The organism is Lysinibacillus sp. FSL K6-3209 (assembly GCF_037976175.1).
Lineage (GTDB): Bacteria > Bacillota > Bacilli > Bacillales_A > Planococcaceae > Lysinibacillus > Lysinibacillus sphaericus_D.
Genome location: NZ_CP150264.1, coordinates 3,106,894 through 3,124,820, shown reverse-complemented (window position 1 = coordinate 3,124,820; position 17,927 = coordinate 3,106,894). Strand labels below are relative to the sequence as shown.

The following is a 17,927-nucleotide window of genomic DNA, read 5'->3' as shown; positions in this document are numbered from 1 at the left end:
TATGATTAGGCGTTGTCCCAAATAACCTTTGGACAACGCCTTTGCCATTTTAAAGGCTATGTCGAAATGCGTATAATTTTGCCACAATTTTTTGTATAAAAAGCAACAGATACGGTCACCTTGATAGAGTGGGGGTGTTCGTATGGAAGAATATTTAGCAATTATTTTTAGAACATGCTTTTTATATGTTTTTATACTTATTGTTTTTCGACTAATGGGCAAGCGAGAAGTCGGTGAACTATCTGTTATTGATTTAGTCGTTTTCGTCTTGATTGCAGAAGTAGCTGCCTTTGCGCTGGATGATTATGAAAACCCATTATTTAATGCTATTTTACCGATTATTATTTTGCTCTTTATTCAAATATTGAGTGCTTATTTATCGTTGAAGTATAAGAAAATACGTGATTTGGTTGATGGCGATCCAGCACTGCTTGTCAAAGATGGGATTATCCAAGAAAGCGAGATGCGAAAACAGCGCTATAATTTAGATGACCTATGTCAGCAACTACGTGAAAATGGCATCTCCTCTGTTACGGAAATTGCGTATGCTTATTTAGAGCCTTCCGGTAATCTTTCCGTTTATAAAAAAGATGAAAAGGCCTTTGTCTATCCGCTTATTATTGATGGTGATATCCAAGATCGACATTTAATGCTTATCCATAAAGATGAAAAATGGTTAATGGAAGAGTTAGCTAAAAGTAATATTCATGATAGTAGCACGGTGTTCTTTTGTATATGGGAGGACAGTCGACTTCATATTCAATTGAAGGAACATTAGACCTTTTTGGCTAATTTCCGAATATAGTGGAAGTCTGTAAAACGTAATTGATTAGACATTAATAATAACGTAAAGAGTAAAAATAATGTGACACAGCTACTTAAAATAAATGGTAGTGGCAGTATTTGCATAAAGAAATACTGGGCAATACAAACGGCAATAAAACAACTATAAGGTACAACAAACATACGGAAGCCGGCGCGTAAATTTTTGCGCTGTCTGACCGTAGCGATATGCAAGAAAGATGTGAGCAAAACGCCAAAGCCAATGGCTACAACAGCCCCTTTTTCTTGGATTCCAGGTTGAGAGGCCAGTACAAACATAACGAATAGTTTACCGAGCCCACCATAAATGGAGTTCATCATGGCAGCGCGCGCTTCACCAACTGCCTGCAAAATGGAATGTAATGGACTTTGAATATAATAAAAATAAAATATAGGTGCTAAAATTTTCACATAGCCTCGATTTTCTTCTAAGTGAAATAATTTCATGGCTAGCTCGTCACCGTGAACGAAAAAATAAGTGGCGGCGATGCAGCCTACTAAAGAAGATAAGCGCAGCGAAACGGAAATACGTTCCTGTAAAAGCGCATTGTGTTGGCGTGCAACAGCATCACTAACGGCAGGAATAAGGACAATGGAAAGTGCTGTAGACACAAAGGCTGGGAATAGTAGCAAGGGCACTAAAACCCCTGAAATGACCCCATATAAAATGGTAGCGGCAGAGGCCGTTAACCCTGCCATCGTTAATGCTTTTAAAAAAATAATCGGTTCTAAAAACCAAGTGAAGGAGCCAAATAGTTTGCTTCCTGCAGACGGGATGGCTACCCGTAGCATTGGTGAAGCCGGATAGGACTCCACTTTGCTTTTCTTTGGTAATAATTTCTTCTTTGAAACGGCGTAATGGAGCCATAAATACAGGAACGCAACAACTTCAGCTAAAAGTGTGATACCCATAGCAGAAGCCGCCGTTATGGAAGCATTATTATAAGCTGCAACTAATGGTAGCATAAAGGTAATAAAGCCGATGCGGACAACTTGTTCAAGCATTTGTGCCCAAGCAGTTGGTGTGATTTTAGCAACGCCCTGTAAATAAGCGCGGAGCAATCCTGAACCGACTGAAACAGGCACGGCAAACAGTGCAATCCAAAGTGTAAATGTTGTTTGTTCATTATGTAATAGTGTAGTAGAAATATAAGGTATTGTTAGGGCTACAAGTGGCATAAAAACAATCATGCCAATAAATGACCAAATGATTGCGGTACGCATCACGCCAAAAATGTTTTCTCGTTTATTTTTTGCTAGTAATTCTGCTACAATTTTAGCTACAGCGATAGGTAGTCCAAGTTGAATGAGTGAGATGAAGAAAATAAATGCAGGATAGGCGGTCATATAAATACCGACTGCTTCTTCACCGGCAATGCGCATAAACTGCATTCTATAAAAGAAGCCAAAAAGTTTAGATAAAAAAATAACAAACATTAAAAATAGTGTACCTCGTACAAAAGAACTCATGCCATCCGTCCCTTCTCAAGCCGCAAAAATTCATTTACACTATTTGTATGCAAACACTTCTTACGATACAACTTTGATTGGAGATGATTCAAAATGAGTATGCAACATGCACAACTATTTGAAAAAATTCGTCCGGCAATTGATAGTAAGATTGCAGAGTTTAAGTATTATAAATATGATGCGATTTCCGCAGAAGAATTATGGCGTTATTGTGTAGAAAAAAAATGGCGCAAAAAAAATGTTGAGCAATTACGGTTATATGAAGTTATTGCAACTATATTTGCAGTATCGCCGTCAGATATTGTATCATTCAATCAAGTAGAATTTTTACAAAGTGATGATTGGTTTGCAGAAATAAACACCGAGGAATTAAAATCGTTGCTTGGGCCATTAAAAACACAAGAAGAATATGTCGTTTCTGTAAAAGATTAATAAGAATACTACAGTGTTGAATTGACACCAAGCGCAACGTGTTTCATAATGAGTGTGTTGCGCTTTTTTACTTTGTACAAGCCATGTCGAAAAATAGGCTGTAAAAGATTGTAAGGGATTTTTCTTTCCCTACATAATTGTTCCGCTTACTATTCATAATGAAATGGAAGACGCATACGGAATTTGCGCGTTATTGAACGATAGAAATAAGTAAAGCAAACCTTTTGAAGCACAAGCTACATAATTCTAAAGGAAAAGGAGGAATACACGTTTCAAAAGGCATTGCTAGTATACTTGTTTGCAGTGTAAGGGATGCCCTTGCACCAATTCGAGGAGGATTTATAGATGAAATTAAGAAGTCGAATTGTTGCATTCGTGCTACTTTTGGTGCTATTTTTTTCTACCATGGGTACGACTGCACAAGACATCTTAAAGGACATTAAGCTTGGTCTTGATTTACAAGGTGGGTTTGAGGTACTTTATGAGGTCAAAGAATTAAAAGAAGGACAAAAAATTACACCGGAAGTTGTAACCGCAACGTCAACTGCACTTAATAGACGTGTCAATGAGCTTGGTGTAAGTGAACCAAGCATTCAGGTTGAAGACAAAAACCGTATTCGTGTGCAATTAGCAGGGGTTGAAGATCAAGAATCTGCTCGTAAAATGCTATCTACTTCTGCGAATTTAACATTCCGTGATGTGGATGACAATTTACTACTAGATGGTGATGATTTAAAAGCTGATGGTGCGACGGATTCCTTTGACCAACAAAACCGTCCAATTGTTTCGCTAACGTTAAAAGATGCGAAAAAATTTGCAGACATTACAAGTAAAATTGCTGCTAAACCACAAGGTCAAAATTTACTTGTTGTATGGCTAGACTTTGAAGAGGGTGTCGATTCTTATAAAGCAGAATCACAAAAAGCAAAACCTCGCTATGCATCTGCAGCAACAGTAAGTCAAACGTTAAATACAACAGATGTTATGATTAGCGGTAATTTTACAGTTGAAGAAACAAAAAATTTAGCAGGCATTTTAAATGCTGGTGCACTTCCTGTGAAGCTTGATGAGATTTACTCTACATCAGTGGGCGCACAATTCGGTGACCAAGCATTGAAAAGTACAGTGTTTGCAGGTATTGTTGGCGTAATTGTTATTTTCCTATTTATGCTATTCTACTACCGTTTACCGGGCTTTATCTCAATCATTACACTTACTATTTTTACATTCTTAGTTCTCCTTGTGTTCGACTGGATTAATGCCGTATTGACATTGCCTGGTATCGCGGCGATTGTACTCGGAATAGGGATGGCTGTGGATGCGAATATTCTAGCGGCAGAACGAATTCGAGAAGAGCTTCGAGTAGGCTATTCTACTAAACAAGCCTTTCAAATTGGTTCTAAACAATCATTATCAGCGATTGTCGATGCACAGTTAACAACTTTATTAGCTGCAGCAGTACTGTTTTATTGGGGAACAAGCTCTGTTAAAGGATTTGCAACAACATTAATCATTAGTATTTTACTAAGCTTCCTAACGGCTGTGTGGGGTTCACGTGTACTACTAGGGTTACTTGTAAATAGTGGTTACTTCAATAATCCAGCATGGTTTGGTATTCCAAAATCGAAACAACATAATTTGGATGAAAAAATCAGCACATTAAATTTATCAACAAAATTTGATCGTTTCGACTTTGTACACAACCGTAAAAAATTCTATACATTCTCGTTAGCTATTTTTGTAGCAGGGATTGTTGTACTTGGCATTTTCCGCTTAAATCTTGGTATTGATTTTTCAAGTGGTACGCGCGTGCAAATTGAAGCAGATCAAACTTTAACGAAAGAAGAAGTTTCAAAATATGTGGCTAGCATCGGTTTCCCATCTGATGATATTGTTCTTTCAGGTGAGAAAAGTAAAATGGCGGTTATCCGTTATAAAGATGACTTATCACAAAGTGACATTTTAAAATTCAAAAAGGTAGCAGGAGAAAAATACGGCCATGAGCCTGGGGTAAGTACTGTTTCTCCAACTATCGGTAAAGAGCTAGTGAAAAATGCTATTAAAGCATTATCTATTGCTGCACTTGGGATTATCATTTATGTAGCCATTCGATTTGAATGGCGTATGGGTGTAGGTGCGATTATGTCACTACTACATGATGTATTCTTAATTATTGCTGTCTTTAGCTTTATGCGCTTAGAAGTGGATATTACGTTTATTGCTGCCGTACTGACAATTGTTGGTTACTCTATTAACGATACAATTGTTACATTTGACCGGATGCGTGAAAACTTAGCGCAATATGATACAATTAAAGACCGTGAAGTATTAGCGAACATTGTTAATAAATCGTTGCGTCAAACGATGGGACGTTCGGTGAATACGGTGTTAACTGTAATTATCGTAGTCGTGTCACTCCTTATTTTCGGTGCACCATCTATTGAAACGTTCTCTATCGCATTGTTAATCGGTTTAATTACAGGTATGTATTCTTCTATCTGTATCGCAGCCCAAATCTGGTACTCATTAAAAGTACGTGAGATGAAAAAATCAGATGGTCAACTGCGTAAAAAAGAGAAAAAACAATGGGGAACAGACGAGCCTACTGTTTAATAAATACTTAAAAGAGCCCTCTCAACTTATGTTGAGAGGGCTCTTTTTTTGGCATTTTACATTGATTTTCATTCATTCTTAATTTAAAAATTATATAATACAGGCAATAAATAAAATAAACCAAAAAGTGATTTTATAGGAGGAATTTTCGATGAAATTGCTGAAAATCGTATTAAGTTTATTGATTGTACTGGTGGGCTCTTTCTTTTTAAATACAACAGTAAAAGATGAATTCTTTAAAAATATTGTATTGGATATTTTGGGGGTTATGTTTTTGTTTGTCGGTCTGTTTTATCTCGTAAAAACAATGAAAGTGCCTCGGTGATTATAAGAAAGTTATGAAATTAACGAAATACTATTGGGATCCAAACAGAACCGCTCAAGCAAAAGTATATGTTGAATAAATTAGACAAAATCTCTCTAATTAATTTGATAGCCTTTTTTGTTATATACAGAAAGAGGGTGAATTTATTATAAAAGCAAACTTTTTTATGATGTTTTTGGGCATAATGATTGGGTTAACAACCGGTTTTCTAATCATTAATAATGAAATAGAGGTAACTACAAGCATATTTCTAATAGTATTCTTGATATTGGCAGTGCTCATGTTAATGGCTCTGTTATATAAAAATTATAAAGTTAAACTTCAAGAAAATAATCAAGACGACTAGTAAAACTGGTGGTTTCGGGGTATAGACAAACTCCGAGGTTTTCACGTTTGTCTACAGTCCGTTTTATTTTAATTATTGAAAATACTGCTGTTGATTTTTCCTGCGTACTGAAGCTTTATGCAAAAAAGATTACTAAATAAAGGTAAACTGTGACAAATAGGAGACCTTGTTGGTCAATATCAACTCCTACTTAATGAATGGGCAAAGTTTAAATGAATTGAAGTGAAGATTTGCTCGACTCTTGCGGAACAACATGAGACGTAAGACACCAAACGCAACGGAGGAGTGCCCAAAGGAAGCAAGCAGTGCAGAAACACAAATCAATAAGTCTTAAAAAATTTGAAGGATAGTGCTTATAATTCACTAACAAATACAAATAGAAATAAGCTGCTTTTTAATCTTTTTATCAGAATTGGTTGACAATTATTGTAGGTTGGCATAGAATAAGGCTAACTTTTCGTTCGGTATATGGTAGAAGGTCTCGGGAGCGGGATCGACCTTAGAACAGATGAGCAGAGCATAGAGGAGAATAGCTGAGAAATTGTTGAATAAGAGTAGTAGCATAAGTGTGCAATGTAGAGAGTCAGTGGCCGGTGTAAACTGATTTGTAGCTTATGTGAATGGACTTATGAGAGTTGCTATGTATAATAGCAAACGGATTCCCCACGTTATCGGGGGTGCTTCCATTCTGACGGTTGTTTTACACAACTGTTGATTAGGCGCATGCCTGTAAATCCTTCGCCTGGAACCACAGCGATTGATTTATTTTACGATAGGTAAATGGTTGAAGCACATAAGTGAGAGCTTTTTCGCTCTAATATGAGGTGGCAACGCGGTCATGATCGTCCTCTGTAATTAGGAATTTTCCTTTTTGCAGAGGGCTTTTTTGTTTTGTTTTGATGCTTTTCCCAACTCGTATATGCAAATTTAATTTAATAAAGGGGTTTTGTCGATATGCAAACAACCAGTTCAAGAACAAAGATGAAAACAATCAATGGGGATTCATTAACACCAATCTTAATTTTTAGACGCTTGCAAGGCACCCATAAATTTTTACTGGAGAGTTCAGCACAGCATGAAGGCGCAGGCCGGTATTCTTTTATCGGCGCTAATCCACGAAAAACCTATAAAGGCGTGGGCGATGAGATAGAGGAATATTCCTATAAAACAGGAAAAACGTATACACATAAAGGTGATCTTTTTGTACTGTTGAAGCGCTTGATGCCACGTATTTCTAATACAACCGAATTTCCCTTTTCAGGTGGTGCCATTGGTTATATTGGTAGTAATGCAACAAACATCGTTTTAAATCATCAAGGCATGTTAGAACTACCAGATGTTTATTTCCATGTCTATGAAACCATTATTGTTTTTGACCATCTAACGGATGAGGTGACTTGCATTCATACGAACATTGATGCTGAAAAAAAAGAGCCAAATTTAGAGGAGCTAGCTCAACAGTTGTTAACGGGCAATGAAGAGGAGGATACTACATGGAGTTATGATGGGTTAACAACGCTATCAGATCAAGAACTTGAATCCACTGTGACATCGTTAACTAAGACGTTAAGCGAAGAGCATACACGTGTTGTCCTGTCCAAACGCTTTATTGCTAATTTTCAAGGAGATGCATTTGCGCTCTATCGCCAATTACGTAAAAAAACGCCTGCGCCGTATATGTATTTTGTCACTTTCGATGATCATATTGTGATGGGAACATCACCTGAAAGTTTAGTTCGAGTACAAGGTGAACACGTCATTGCGACGCCAACGGAAGGCTCTTGTGCACGAGGTGCAACAAACGTAGAAGATTTAGATAATGAACGTCAGCTATATGAAAATATTGAGGTAAGGAAATCACATGCAAGTCTTGTTACGGCTATACAACAAAAACTAGCCACTGTCTGTTTCCCTGATTCTATCAAGCTAGTTGAAACGATGAAAATTGAGCGGTCAAAGCAAGCAATGCATATGACATCACGTCTGGAGGGGCAGCGGTTACCGATGCTTCATGCAGTAGATGTATTGGCTGCTATGATGCCAACATTTACATCAATTAATATCCCAGAGGGGCAAATAAAAGAAAAAACAGCCCAAACAGCAGATGTTTTTGGTGGAGCTATTGGCTTTATAGGTTTTAATGGGCATTTAGATTTTTCATTAACAGGCAAATCCATTGTAGTGGAAAACGAAAGGCTGCATACACAATCCACTGTTATGGTAACTAAATATGCCAATGTCGGCAGTGTACTGACACAAGTAACAGCAGAACAACAGTTGTTTTTACAACATTTAGAAAATGAAAGTGAGGCTAAATGATGGACAGCATACAAAGAAAGGTACAGCAACGACAGCATTTAATGTATGAAGAAATGATTGAAGCTGCACAATGGATGTTCCAACAGGAAACGCCAAAAGAAGCTATCGCCAAATTTTTAATAGACTTATCTGCAAAGGGTGAAACGGCACATGAAGTTGCAGCATTAGCCACTGTAATGCGTTCGTTTGCACTCCAAGTACCAGCAGCAGCTGGGGTTTATATGGATAACTGTGGTACAGGCGGAGACGGCTTAAATACATTTAATATTAGTACCGCATCAGCCTTTGTCTTGGCAGGAGCAGGCGTTAAAATGGCGAAGCACGGGAACCGCAAAATTTCTTCTGCATCAGGTAGTGCAGATGTGTTAGAGGCTTTAGGTATTCATACGAATATTTCCATTGAACAAACACTGACACTTTTAGAAACAGAAGGAATTGCCTTTTTATATGCTCCAAATGTCCATCCGAAATTGAAACGCATTGGGGAAGTACGACGTGCCTTAGGAAAGCCCACTATTTTTAATCTTGTTGGTCCGCTAACAAATCCTGTCCCATTAGCAACGCAATTTACGGGCATTAATCGTCCCAACTTTGTAATGGAATATGCTTCTGTTTTACAAATGTTAGGACGGGAGCGGGCGATTGTCGTTTCTGGTCCGAAAGGGTTAGATGAAGCATCACTTGCCGGTCAAAATACAGCCATCTTAGTAGATAAAGGTGACTTAATTCCATTTGCTTTAACAGCAGAAGATGTCGGGCTACACTATGCACCTCTAGAAGCGATACGCGGTGGCAATGCTGATGAAAATGCAACTATTATGCGTAAATTACTCGCTGGTGAACAAAGTGCCTATTTCGATACGGTATTGTTAAATGCCGCAATAGGTTTGTTCAGCCAAGGAACAGCACAAACCGTTCACGAAGGTGTTGAAATGGCAAAAGATAGTATTTTCAGCGGCCGTGCATTGCAGAAATTAGAGGCAGTTGTAGCCTTTAGTGAAAAAATAAAAGAAGTGGAGATTGGGCTATGAATATATTAACTAAAATAATTGAACAGAAGAAAATAGAAGTAGATACATTGCTTACACAGCCAGATCCATTAGCCAATTTCAACGAGATAAAACGTGACGCTCTTTTTGCAACGTTAAAGTCTGCTGATACTTTACAAGTCATTGCCGAAATGAAGCGTGCATCTCCATCCAAAGGTCTTATTGCAGAGGGAGCTAATCCAGTAAAACAGGCAAAAATTTATGCACAAGCTGGTGCAGCCGCCATTTCGGTTTTAACAGATAAAACGTTTTTTCAAGGTTCGTTTGAAGATTTAGCAGCCGTTGCGAAGGCGGTTCAAACGCCACTTCTATGTAAAGACTTTATGATTGACTGTGTGCAAATTCGCTTTGCGAAGGCTGCTGGAGCATCAATCATTTTACTTATTGCTGCAGCACTTGACGATGCAATGTTACAAGATTTATATCGTTTCGCGACAAGTTTAGGTCTTGAAGTATTAGTCGAAGTGCACGATATTGAAGAGCTTGAACGAGCACTCGCTGTTGGGGCAAAACTAATAGGGGTTAATAACCGAGATTTGCGTACATTTGAAGTCGATTTAGAGCGAACAAAGGAAATTGCAGAGGCTTTTCCATTTGGGGAGCAACGTGTGCTTATTAGCGAAAGCGGTATTTGGCATAGTGATGATGCCAAAAAGGTTGCAGCGATGGGGGCAAGTGCTGTTCTTGTAGGAGAGTCATTAATGCGTAGTGGCGATGCAGGTGTAGCACTTCAACAATTACAAGTAAATAAAGCAGGTGCATTACTATGACGAAAGTGAAAATTTGTGGTTTGAAAGAAGTCCAACATGTGCAAGCCGCAGTGCAGGCAGGTGCAGACGCCATCGGTTTTGTCTTTGCGCCAAGCAAACGTCAAGTAACCATTGAACAAGCGCAACAATTGGCCAAACATGTACCCGATGGAATAAAGAAAATTGGTGTCTTTGTCAATCCAACGCCTGAAGAATTACGTTCGGCAGTATTAAGTGTGCCATTGGATTATGTCCAGTATCATGGTGAGGAATCTCCTGAGTTTATTATTCAACAAGGCTATCCATCAATTAAGGCTTTGTCTGTCCGTTGTGCAGAGGATGTGCAGGCGGCTACTAACTACGATGTGGATTATTACTTATTTGATGCACCAGGCACAGATTATAAAGGTGGTAGTGGACATACGTTTGATTGGACATTACTTGAAGCTGCTGGTATTCCACAACATAAGCTAATTTTAGCTGGTGGGTTAAAATTAGACAATATTCAAGAGGCACTGTCACTCGTATCACCTTTTATGGTAGATGTTTCAAGTGGTGTGGAAACAGAGGGTAGTAAGGATACAGCAAAAATAACAGCATTTCTACAAGCAGTAAAGAGGGGGAGAGTATAATGCATTCATTGGCAAATAGCGTACCAACAAAGGAAGGACGCTACGGAAAATTTGGTGGGCAGTATGTCCCGGAAACTTTAATGACAGCATTAATTGAATTAGAAGCGGCGTTTGATGAAGCGATGGCAGATCAGGCATTTACGAACGAGTTAGCTTATTATTTAAAGGAATATGTAGGACGTGAGACACCACTGTACTTTGCTGAAAATTTAACAAATGAGCTTGGCGGTGCCAAAATTTATTTAAAACGCGAAGATTTAAACCATACAGGCGCACATAAGATTAATAATGCGATTGGCCAAGCACTTCTTGCTAAGCGTATGGGAAAAAAGAAAATCGTCGCGGAAACAGGTGCAGGGCAACATGGTGTAGCGACAGCGACTGCTTGTGCTTTATTAAACTTGGAATGTGTAGTATTTATGGGTGCAGAAGATATTAAACGACAGCAATTAAATGTTTTCCGTATGGAGTTACTTGGCACAAAGGTCGAGTCTGTAGAGACGGGGTCAAAAACATTAAAAGATGCTGTCAATGCTGCACTACGTTACTGGGTGACGAATGTTGAAGATACACATTATATTTTAGGTTCCGCTTTAGGTCCACATCCATTCCCAAAAATTGTACGTGATTTCCAACGTATCATTGGTGTGGAGACTAGATCACAAATACTGGAAAAAGAAGGGCGTTTACCTGATGCGGTAGTCGCATGTATCGGCGGTGGTAGCAATGCGATTGGTATGTTCCATCCATTTGTAGATGATGAAGCGGTCGCATTATATGGTGTAGAAGCAGCTGGCAGTGGTATTGACACTGGAAAGCATGCAGCAGCTATTGCAGGTGGGCAGTTAGGTGTTCTGCACGGAGCGTATATGTATTTACTGCAAGATGACAATGGTTTTGTGCAGGAGGCTCATTCCATTTCGGCTGGGCTTGATTATCCTGGTAAGGGGCCTGAACATTGTTATTTGCATGATATTGGTCGAGCGAAGTTTGATTCGATAACAGATACTGAGGCGCTCGAAGGTTTACAATTACTAAGTCGGACGGAAGGAATATTACCTGCATTAGAAAGTGCCCACGCCATTGCCTATACTGCAAAGCTTGCGCAAGAAATGGATGCAGATGATATTATTGTTGTTTGTTTATCGGGTCGCGGGGATAAGGATGTCCATACGGTACGTGCAGTACTTGGAGGTGAGCAATCATGACAACTTTACAACAGGCAATTGAACAAGTAAAAAATGCAGGGAATAAAGCTTTTGTGCCCTATATTATGGCGGGCGATGGAGGACTTAGTACAGTAAAGCCGACAATCTTGTCGCTACAAAAAATGGGGGTAACAGCGATTGAGGTCGGAATTCCTTTTACCGACCCAGTTGCAGACGGTCCTACTATTGAGATGGCTGGTGAGCGCGCATTAGCAGAAGGTGTAACATTGCGCAATGTTCTAGAGACACTGGCATCATTCCGTCATGAAATTACAGTGCCATTAGTCGTGATGACTTATTTTAACCCTGTTTTAGCTTATGGCTTAGAGCAATTTGCTAGTGCTTGTGTGGCAGGGGGTGTCAAAGGATTAATCGTCCCTGACGTACCACTTGAAGAAAGTGCGATACTGCGTCAAACGTTAAATCCACATGGTGTGGATATTGTGCAGCTTGTATCATTAACAAGTCCACCAGAGCGAATTGCTCGTATTGCAGCGGCTAGTCAAGGCTTTGTCTATGCTGTAACGGTGAACGGCATTACAGGAGCACGTGCAAGTTTTGCGGATGATTTAGAAGGTCATTTTCAACGTTTGCGAGAGATGTGTCAAATACCAGTATTAGCGGGCTTTGGTATTTCAACACCACAACAAGTTGTGAGCATGGGGGCACTTGGGGACGGTGTCATCGTAGGGAGTACAATAGTAGAGGCTTTGCATAAAGGCAACGTTGCAAAGGTCGAAGCATTAGTCGCTGCCTCAAAAGGAACGATTGAGACGTCAACGCCTTTATAGCAAATTGTGCGAGAATTGTTTGCGTGCCTGGCACCGAGTCTACTCTTATTTAGAGTAGGCTTTTTTTATGGATGCCATGAGGATAAAACTAGTAAGCTAGTGAATAGTGCGTATATGCTTGATTTTCGGTATAATAGCTTTCGTGAGGAAGTGAGAAAAATGATTTTATCGAAAAAAAGATGGCAGGTCGAGCGTCCAGATGCCCAACTTGTCCAAACATTACAAAATGACTTACAACTTTCTGCTATTGCAGCGAAAATTTTAGCAGCACGAGGCTGTACAACATCAGCCGATGCAGAAAGCTTATTAAATATGACAGAAGCAAATATTCACGACCCATTTTTAATGCATGGTATGGCAGAAGCGGTAGCGCGTATTCAACAAGCGCTTGAAAATAACGAGAAAATATTAGTGTACGGAGATTATGACGCGGATGGTGTAACAAGTACGACAGTAATGCTCCATGTCTTACTAGACCTTGGCGCAGATGTGTCCTTTAAAATACCGAATCGCTTTTTACATGGCTATGGTCCGAGTGAAGCATTATTTCGTGAAGCCCATGAAGAGGGAGTTCAATTAATACTAACAGTCGATAATGGTATCTCTGGGATTGAGCCAATCCGAGTGGCCAAAGAACTTGGAATGGATGTGATTGTCACAGATCACCATGAGCCAGGGGAGGAGTTACCACAGGCAGATATCATTTTACATCCGCGTGTACCTGAAGGACATTATCCGTTTGGTGAGCTGGCAGGTGTAGGCGTGGCGTTTAAATTAGCGCATGCCCTTTATGGCGAGCTGCCAACCCATTTATTTGAATTTGTAGCAATTGGTACGGTTGCAGATTTAGTTCCTTTAGTGGACGAAAATCGTTACCTTGTCAAACGGGGCATGGAGGAAATGCGTCGTTCCCTTAGTCCTTGGATACAGGCGATGTGTGAAGTGGCAAGTGCTGAGCAAGCCACGATTAATGAAGAAACAATTGGCTTTTACTTTGGACCGCGCTTAAATGCAGTTGGGCGTCTAGGTGAAGCATCGCCAGCTGTTGAGTTGCTTATGGCAGAGGATACAGCAAAGGCGACAGCATTAGCCAAACAGCTAAATGGATGTAATACAGAGCGCAAAGATATTGTGAAAAGTATTACCGATGAAGCGATTGCTCTTATCGAAGCAGATAAAAAAATTGGTGATTCTCTTGTGTTAGTTGTTGCGGGAGAAGGCTGGAATGCTGGTGTTGTAGGAATTGTCGCATCCAGACTTGTTGAACTTTATTATCGTCCAACAATTGTACTGTCACTAGATTTTGAGAAAGGGACAGCAAAAGGGTCTGCCCGTAGTATCGAAGGCTTCCATTTATACAATGAATTGGCGAAAAATAGAGATATTTTACCGCATTTTGGCGGACATCCGATGGCAGCGGGGATGACGTTACCGTTAGAACATGTGGATGAACTGCGCACACGTTTAGATGCGCAAGCAAGAGCATGTTTAACCGAAGAGCAATTAACGCCAGTTCTTGCTATTGATATACCACTTAAAATTGATGAGATTTCCGCAGATGCTATTGAAGAAATTGCCACGCTCGGTCCATTTGGCACTGATTTTCCAAAGCCAGTGTACGTGCTTGAAGATGTAGAAATTGCAACGATGCGAAAAATTGGCGCAGCAGAAAATCACATTAAAATGGAATTAACTGACGGTCTTGAAAAATTGGATAGTGTAGGATTTAACAAAGGTCATTTGTACCATGAGCTGACTTACGGCATTAAAGTGTCGTTTACTGGCGATCTTCAAATTAATGAATGGCAAGGACGCAAAAAGCCACAGTTTATGATTGAAGATGTTCAAACGACAGAGTGGCAATTATTTGATATTCGTGGTATTCGTCAAACATCTCGATGGTTACACACGGTACCAAAAGAGGAAGCAGTCTTTTTTGCGTTTCGTCTTGAGACAATCAGCTATTATCAATCATTGCTTGGTGTGCCAATTGAATTAGTGGATGTAGAGCTATCCAATGTGGAACAAACAGATTACATTGTATTGCTGGATTTACCACACAATGTTCAATTATTAGAAAATGTGTTAAGCAAAACAGCACCTACACGTATTTATGCCCATTTCTATATGCCAGATTCCCAGTACTTTAATGGCATACCTACACGTGAGCAGTTTGCGTGGTACTATAAATTTTTAAAGCAACGTCCAGCATTTCCACTAGATATGCATTTACCGGATTTAGCGAAACATACTGGTTGGCCTTTAGAAGCATTAAAATTTATGACACAGGTGTTTTTTGAGCTTAATTTTGTTAAAATGGAGAGTGGACTGACGACTGTCAACATGAATGCACCGAAAACGGCATTAACGGAGGCACCGTCTTACAAACAACGTTCTGAACAGATTGAAATAGAGCAAAAACTTGTCTATGCGCCATATATAGAGTTAAAGCAATGGTTTGATGAACGATTAAATTTATATGCGAATACAGTTTCGTAGGAGGAGCAAGAACTATGGATTTAAAGCAGTACGTGACAACGGTTGAGAACTGGCCGAAAGAAGGCATTAGTTTCAAAGATATTACAACAATTATGGATAACGGTCCAGCTTACAAATATGCAACAGATCAAATCGTAGCTTATGCCAAGGAAGTAGGGGCAGAAATTATTGTAGGTCCTGAAGCACGTGGTTTCATTATCGGTTGCCCAGTTGCCTATGCGCTGGAAATTGGCTTTGCGCCAGTTCGTAAACCAGGAAAATTGCCACGTGAAGTCATTAGTGCAGATTACGGTTTAGAGTATGGTAAAGATACTTTAACAATGCATAAAGATGCCATCAAACCAGGTCAGAAAGTACTTATCTGTGATGATTTACTAGCTACTGGTGGTACAGTGGAGGCAACAGTACGCTTAATTCAACAATTAGGTGGAGAAGTTGTTGGCTGTGCATTCCTAATCGAGCTAAAAGAACTAAATGGCCGTGCAAAACTTGGCGATTTAAGCGTAAAAACTTTAATTCAATATTAATAAACAAAAAGGCTGTCCCAAAGTGGGGCAGCTTTTTTAGTGTCTTTTTTGGTGTCAGGCACCCAAACAATTAGGCACCCAAACAATTTATTTGAACACAATTTAGGGTCTACCTTTTTTCATAGGATTTCACTATTTTTTGTATTTTTTGAAGCGTGTCATAAAAATTTATATATTGTTCGAATCCAATATCATGAATGATTTTTTCCTGTAATTCTTTCCAAATAGGTGCTGCTTCATTTAGTTTTTCAATTCCTTTAGCCGTTAAAGAAATAATTTTTGTTCGGCCATCTTGTGAATCTTGGGTAATAGCAACATAGCCACTTTTTTTTAAAAGATTGACATTGCGGGTGATCGTCGTCTGATCAAGTGAAAGAATAATGCCTAGTTGACTAACTGAAACGGCTTTATGCTTTGCTATATTGGCTAACATAGCGTATTGCGTAACTTTTAAATTAGTAGGTTCAAGAATTTTATCGTATAGCTGCGTAACAATTCTAGTCTTCTTTCTAAGATTTGCACATACGCAAATTTGCGTATAGTCAATGTCTGTGTGTACTTTCTCCATCATAAGCTCTCCTTTTATGTTTTTTAATTGTTTATATTATATCACTTAAATGGAAAAAATTTCTTGACATCGAAAATAACATGTTATTATTATGTATGTATATACATGTATTTTTATTTTATATGAAAATATCCTTAAAGTGTTCCATTATCCGAGAATGTAGGTGGCCTTATGAAACGTATTCATTACAGCTGGTTTGTTTTAACGATTACTTTTTTCTCCATTATTGTAGCGGGTATCACTTTATCTTCATCCGGTGTTTTTATTGGTCCGTTTGAACAGGAGTTTGGCTGGGATCGCTCAATCATCGCAATGGCATTTGCCATAAGTCTTTTTTTATATGGCATTTCAGGTCCATTTATGGCAGCACTACTTGAAGTTATTGGATTAAAAAAAATGATGGTAGCTGCGATGGTAATATTAGTTATAGGCATCTCTCTCACATTGTTGATGCAGCAAGCATGGCAATTAATAATTATTTGGGGCTTTATTATTGGTTTAGGAGCTAGTCTCTTTTTAACCGTATTAAGTCCATTTGTAGCGAATCATTGGTTTGAGAAAAGAAGAGGGCTTGCATTAGGAATACTAACAGCTAGTACTGCAACAGGCCAGTTAGTACTGCTTCCAGTTTTAGCGATGATGATCGAAAATTACTCATGGCGTTGGGCAATTACATTAATCATTGTGTTAAGTTCGATCATGTTAATAATTATTTTATTGTTTATGAAAAATAAACCGATGGATGTGGGGCTTCTTGCATACGGTCTTGACGAAGAACGATTGGAAGAAGTAGTAGAAAATAAGAAAAATCCAATCGTCATTGCCTTTAATGGTTTATTTGCGGCTGTGAAAGTGAAAGCATTTTGGCTTTTGGCTGGTAGCTTTTTTATTTGTGGATTATCGACTAGTGGCTTAATAGGTACACATTTTGTATCGTATTGTATTAGTTTCGGTATTCCATTAGTAACAGCAGCATCTTTTCTATCCTTCATGGGGATTTTTAACCTAGTAGGAACAACACTATCAGGTTGGTTATCGGATCGTTTCGATAATCGTTGGTTATTATTTTGGTATTATCTTTTAAGGGGTGCTTCCTTAGTTTTACTACCGTATGCATTAGTACAAGGTTCTTTACCATTGCTCATCATGTTTACTGTGTTTTATGGACTAGATTGGATAGCAACTGTACCGCCAACTGTTAGTATTTCAAGGCAAATTTTTGGTACCCAAAAAAGCGGGATTATTTATGGCTGGATATTCGCCTCCCATCAGGCAGGTGCAGCAGTAGCAGCATATGGGGGAGGTCTTATCTATAAACTTTTTAATTCTTATACTTGGGCATTTTTCTTGGCTGGCGTTTTTTGCGTTTTAGCTAGCTTGTTTGTCATCATTGTGAAAAAGCAAGTACCGAATGGCATGCATAATAGTGATTCAGCATAATAGTATAAACAATATGGAACAAACAATAGTACGCTAGAAAATTCATCTAGTGTGCTATTTTTTATTGAAAATATTTGCATTTCATTTGAAGGGAAAATATAGAAGTGGGGAGTGTTAAACAAATCGAATGAAATGTT

At 38.9% G+C, this 17,927-nt stretch carries 15 protein-coding genes and 1 other annotated feature; of the genes, 13 read left to right on the top strand and 2 right to left on the bottom strand.

Going from position 1 to position 17,927, the window contains the following annotated elements; translation table 11 throughout:
- The first annotated feature begins 142 nt into the window (after positions 1-142).
- The gene (locus MHH88_RS15225) at positions 143-778 is read left to right on the top strand and encodes a DUF421 domain-containing protein (protein WP_069513311.1); all 636 of its coding nucleotides are present in this window, start codon (positions 143-145) and stop codon (positions 776-778) included.
- On the opposite strand, the gene MHH88_RS15220 is transcribed toward MHH88_RS15225, so the two are convergent.
- Positions 775-2,292 carry an oligosaccharide flippase family protein gene (locus tag MHH88_RS15220; protein ID WP_069513312.1) on the bottom strand — a complete coding sequence of 506 codons (1,518 nt, stop codon included), beginning with the start codon at positions 2,290-2,292 and terminating at the stop codon, positions 775-777. The genes MHH88_RS15225 and MHH88_RS15220 overlap by 4 nt on opposite strands.
- 93 nt (positions 2,293-2,385) lie before the next feature.
- Here MHH88_RS15220 and MHH88_RS15215 point away from each other — a divergent pair, with 93 nt between their 5' ends.
- From MHH88_RS15215 to MHH88_RS15165, 11 genes are all read left to right on the top strand, one after another.
- Complete coding sequence (locus MHH88_RS15215; RefSeq protein ID WP_339259116.1) at positions 2,386-2,724, top strand: post-transcriptional regulator; 339 nt, start codon at positions 2,386-2,388, stop codon at positions 2,722-2,724.
- 345 nt (positions 2,725-3,069) lie between these two features.
- Positions 3,070-5,337 carry a protein translocase subunit SecDF gene (gene secDF, locus MHH88_RS15210; RefSeq protein ID WP_339259114.1) on the top strand — a complete coding sequence of 756 codons (2,268 nt, stop codon included), beginning with the start codon at positions 3,070-3,072 and terminating at the stop codon, positions 5,335-5,337.
- Between the two features lie 151 nt (positions 5,338-5,488).
- Complete coding sequence (locus MHH88_RS15205) at positions 5,489-5,662, top strand: hypothetical protein (RefSeq protein WP_339259112.1); 174 nt, start codon at positions 5,489-5,491, stop codon at positions 5,660-5,662.
- 881 nt (positions 5,663-6,543) lie between these two features.
- Positions 6,544-6,861: a binding site (T-box leader), on the top strand.
- Positions 6,862-6,962: 101 nt separating this feature from the next.
- Positions 6,963-8,327 carry a chorismate-binding protein gene (locus MHH88_RS15200; protein ID WP_339259110.1) on the top strand — a complete coding sequence of 455 codons (1,365 nt, stop codon included), beginning with the start codon at positions 6,963-6,965 and terminating at the stop codon, positions 8,325-8,327.
- Positions 8,327-9,358 (top strand): anthranilate phosphoribosyltransferase, encoded by a 1,032-nt coding sequence (gene trpD / locus MHH88_RS15195; RefSeq protein ID WP_339263090.1) that lies wholly within the window; start codon positions 8,327-8,329, stop codon positions 9,356-9,358. Before MHH88_RS15200 ends, trpD begins: the two co-directional genes overlap by 1 nt.
- Positions 9,355-10,146 (top strand): indole-3-glycerol phosphate synthase TrpC, encoded by a 792-nt coding sequence (gene trpC, locus MHH88_RS15190; RefSeq protein WP_339259108.1) that lies wholly within the window; start codon positions 9,355-9,357, stop codon positions 10,144-10,146. Before trpD ends, trpC begins: the two co-directional genes overlap by 4 nt.
- Complete coding sequence (locus tag MHH88_RS15185; protein ID WP_339259106.1) at positions 10,143-10,757, top strand: phosphoribosylanthranilate isomerase; 615 nt, start codon at positions 10,143-10,145, stop codon at positions 10,755-10,757. The genes trpC and MHH88_RS15185 overlap by 4 nt, the downstream gene beginning before the upstream one ends.
- Positions 10,757-11,965: a tryptophan synthase subunit beta gene (trpB, locus tag MHH88_RS15180; protein ID WP_339259104.1), complete on the top strand. Its 1,209-nt coding sequence runs from the start codon at positions 10,757-10,759 to the stop codon at positions 11,963-11,965. Before MHH88_RS15185 ends, trpB begins: the two co-directional genes overlap by 1 nt.
- Positions 11,962-12,756 carry a tryptophan synthase subunit alpha gene (gene trpA, locus MHH88_RS15175; RefSeq protein ID WP_339259102.1) on the top strand — a complete coding sequence of 265 codons (795 nt, stop codon included), beginning with the start codon at positions 11,962-11,964 and terminating at the stop codon, positions 12,754-12,756. Before trpB ends, trpA begins: the two co-directional genes overlap by 4 nt.
- A 159-nt stretch (positions 12,757-12,915) precedes the next feature.
- Positions 12,916-15,255 (top strand): single-stranded-DNA-specific exonuclease RecJ, encoded by a 2,340-nt coding sequence (gene recJ, locus MHH88_RS15170; RefSeq protein WP_339259100.1) that lies wholly within the window; start codon positions 12,916-12,918, stop codon positions 15,253-15,255.
- 14 nt (positions 15,256-15,269) lie between these two features.
- The gene (locus MHH88_RS15165) at positions 15,270-15,782 is read left to right on the top strand and encodes an adenine phosphoribosyltransferase (RefSeq protein ID WP_024363155.1); all 513 of its coding nucleotides are present in this window, start codon (positions 15,270-15,272) and stop codon (positions 15,780-15,782) included.
- A 109-nt stretch (positions 15,783-15,891) separates the two neighbouring features.
- Here the strand turns inward: MHH88_RS15165 and MHH88_RS15160 are convergent, their stop codons facing one another.
- Positions 15,892-16,350 (bottom strand): MarR family transcriptional regulator, encoded by a 459-nt coding sequence (locus MHH88_RS15160; protein ID WP_339259097.1) that lies wholly within the window; start codon positions 16,348-16,350, stop codon positions 15,892-15,894.
- Positions 16,351-16,521: 171 nt separating this feature from the next.
- Between MHH88_RS15160 and MHH88_RS15155 the strand changes: the two genes are divergently transcribed.
- Positions 16,522-17,790, top strand: a complete 1,269-nt coding sequence (locus MHH88_RS15155) for an MFS transporter (protein ID WP_339259095.1) — start codon at positions 16,522-16,524, stop codon at positions 17,788-17,790.
- Positions 17,791-17,927 lie beyond the last annotated feature (137 nt).

Coding starts and splice junctions, on each gene's coding strand:
- trpB (WP_339259104.1), top strand. CDS start 10,757: ATGCATTCATTGGCAAATAGCGTACCAACAAAGGAAGGACGCTACGGA.
- MHH88_RS15160 (WP_339259097.1), bottom strand. CDS start 16,350: ATGGAGAAAGTACACACAGACATTGACTATACGCAAATTTGCGTATGT.
- MHH88_RS15220 (WP_069513312.1), bottom strand. CDS start 2,292: ATGAGTTCTTTTGTACGAGGTACACTATTTTTAATGTTTGTTATTTTT.
- MHH88_RS15200 (WP_339259110.1), top strand. CDS start 6,963: ATGCAAACAACCAGTTCAAGAACAAAGATGAAAACAATCAATGGGGAT.
- recJ (WP_339259100.1), top strand. CDS start 12,916: ATGATTTTATCGAAAAAAAGATGGCAGGTCGAGCGTCCAGATGCCCAA.
- MHH88_RS15215 (WP_339259116.1), top strand. CDS start 2,386: ATGAGTATGCAACATGCACAACTATTTGAAAAAATTCGTCCGGCAATT.
- trpC (WP_339259108.1), top strand. CDS start 9,355: ATGAATATATTAACTAAAATAATTGAACAGAAGAAAATAGAAGTAGAT.
- trpA (WP_339259102.1), top strand. CDS start 11,962: ATGACAACTTTACAACAGGCAATTGAACAAGTAAAAAATGCAGGGAAT.
- secDF (WP_339259114.1), top strand. CDS start 3,070: ATGAAATTAAGAAGTCGAATTGTTGCATTCGTGCTACTTTTGGTGCTA.
- MHH88_RS15185 (WP_339259106.1), top strand. CDS start 10,143: ATGACGAAAGTGAAAATTTGTGGTTTGAAAGAAGTCCAACATGTGCAA.
- MHH88_RS15155 (WP_339259095.1), top strand. CDS start 16,522: ATGAAACGTATTCATTACAGCTGGTTTGTTTTAACGATTACTTTTTTC.
- MHH88_RS15225 (WP_069513311.1), top strand. CDS start 143: ATGGAAGAATATTTAGCAATTATTTTTAGAACATGCTTTTTATATGTT.
- MHH88_RS15205 (WP_339259112.1), top strand. CDS start 5,489: ATGAAATTGCTGAAAATCGTATTAAGTTTATTGATTGTACTGGTGGGC.
- trpD (WP_339263090.1), top strand. CDS start 8,327: ATGGACAGCATACAAAGAAAGGTACAGCAACGACAGCATTTAATGTAT.
- MHH88_RS15165 (WP_024363155.1), top strand. CDS start 15,270: ATGGATTTAAAGCAGTACGTGACAACGGTTGAGAACTGGCCGAAAGAA.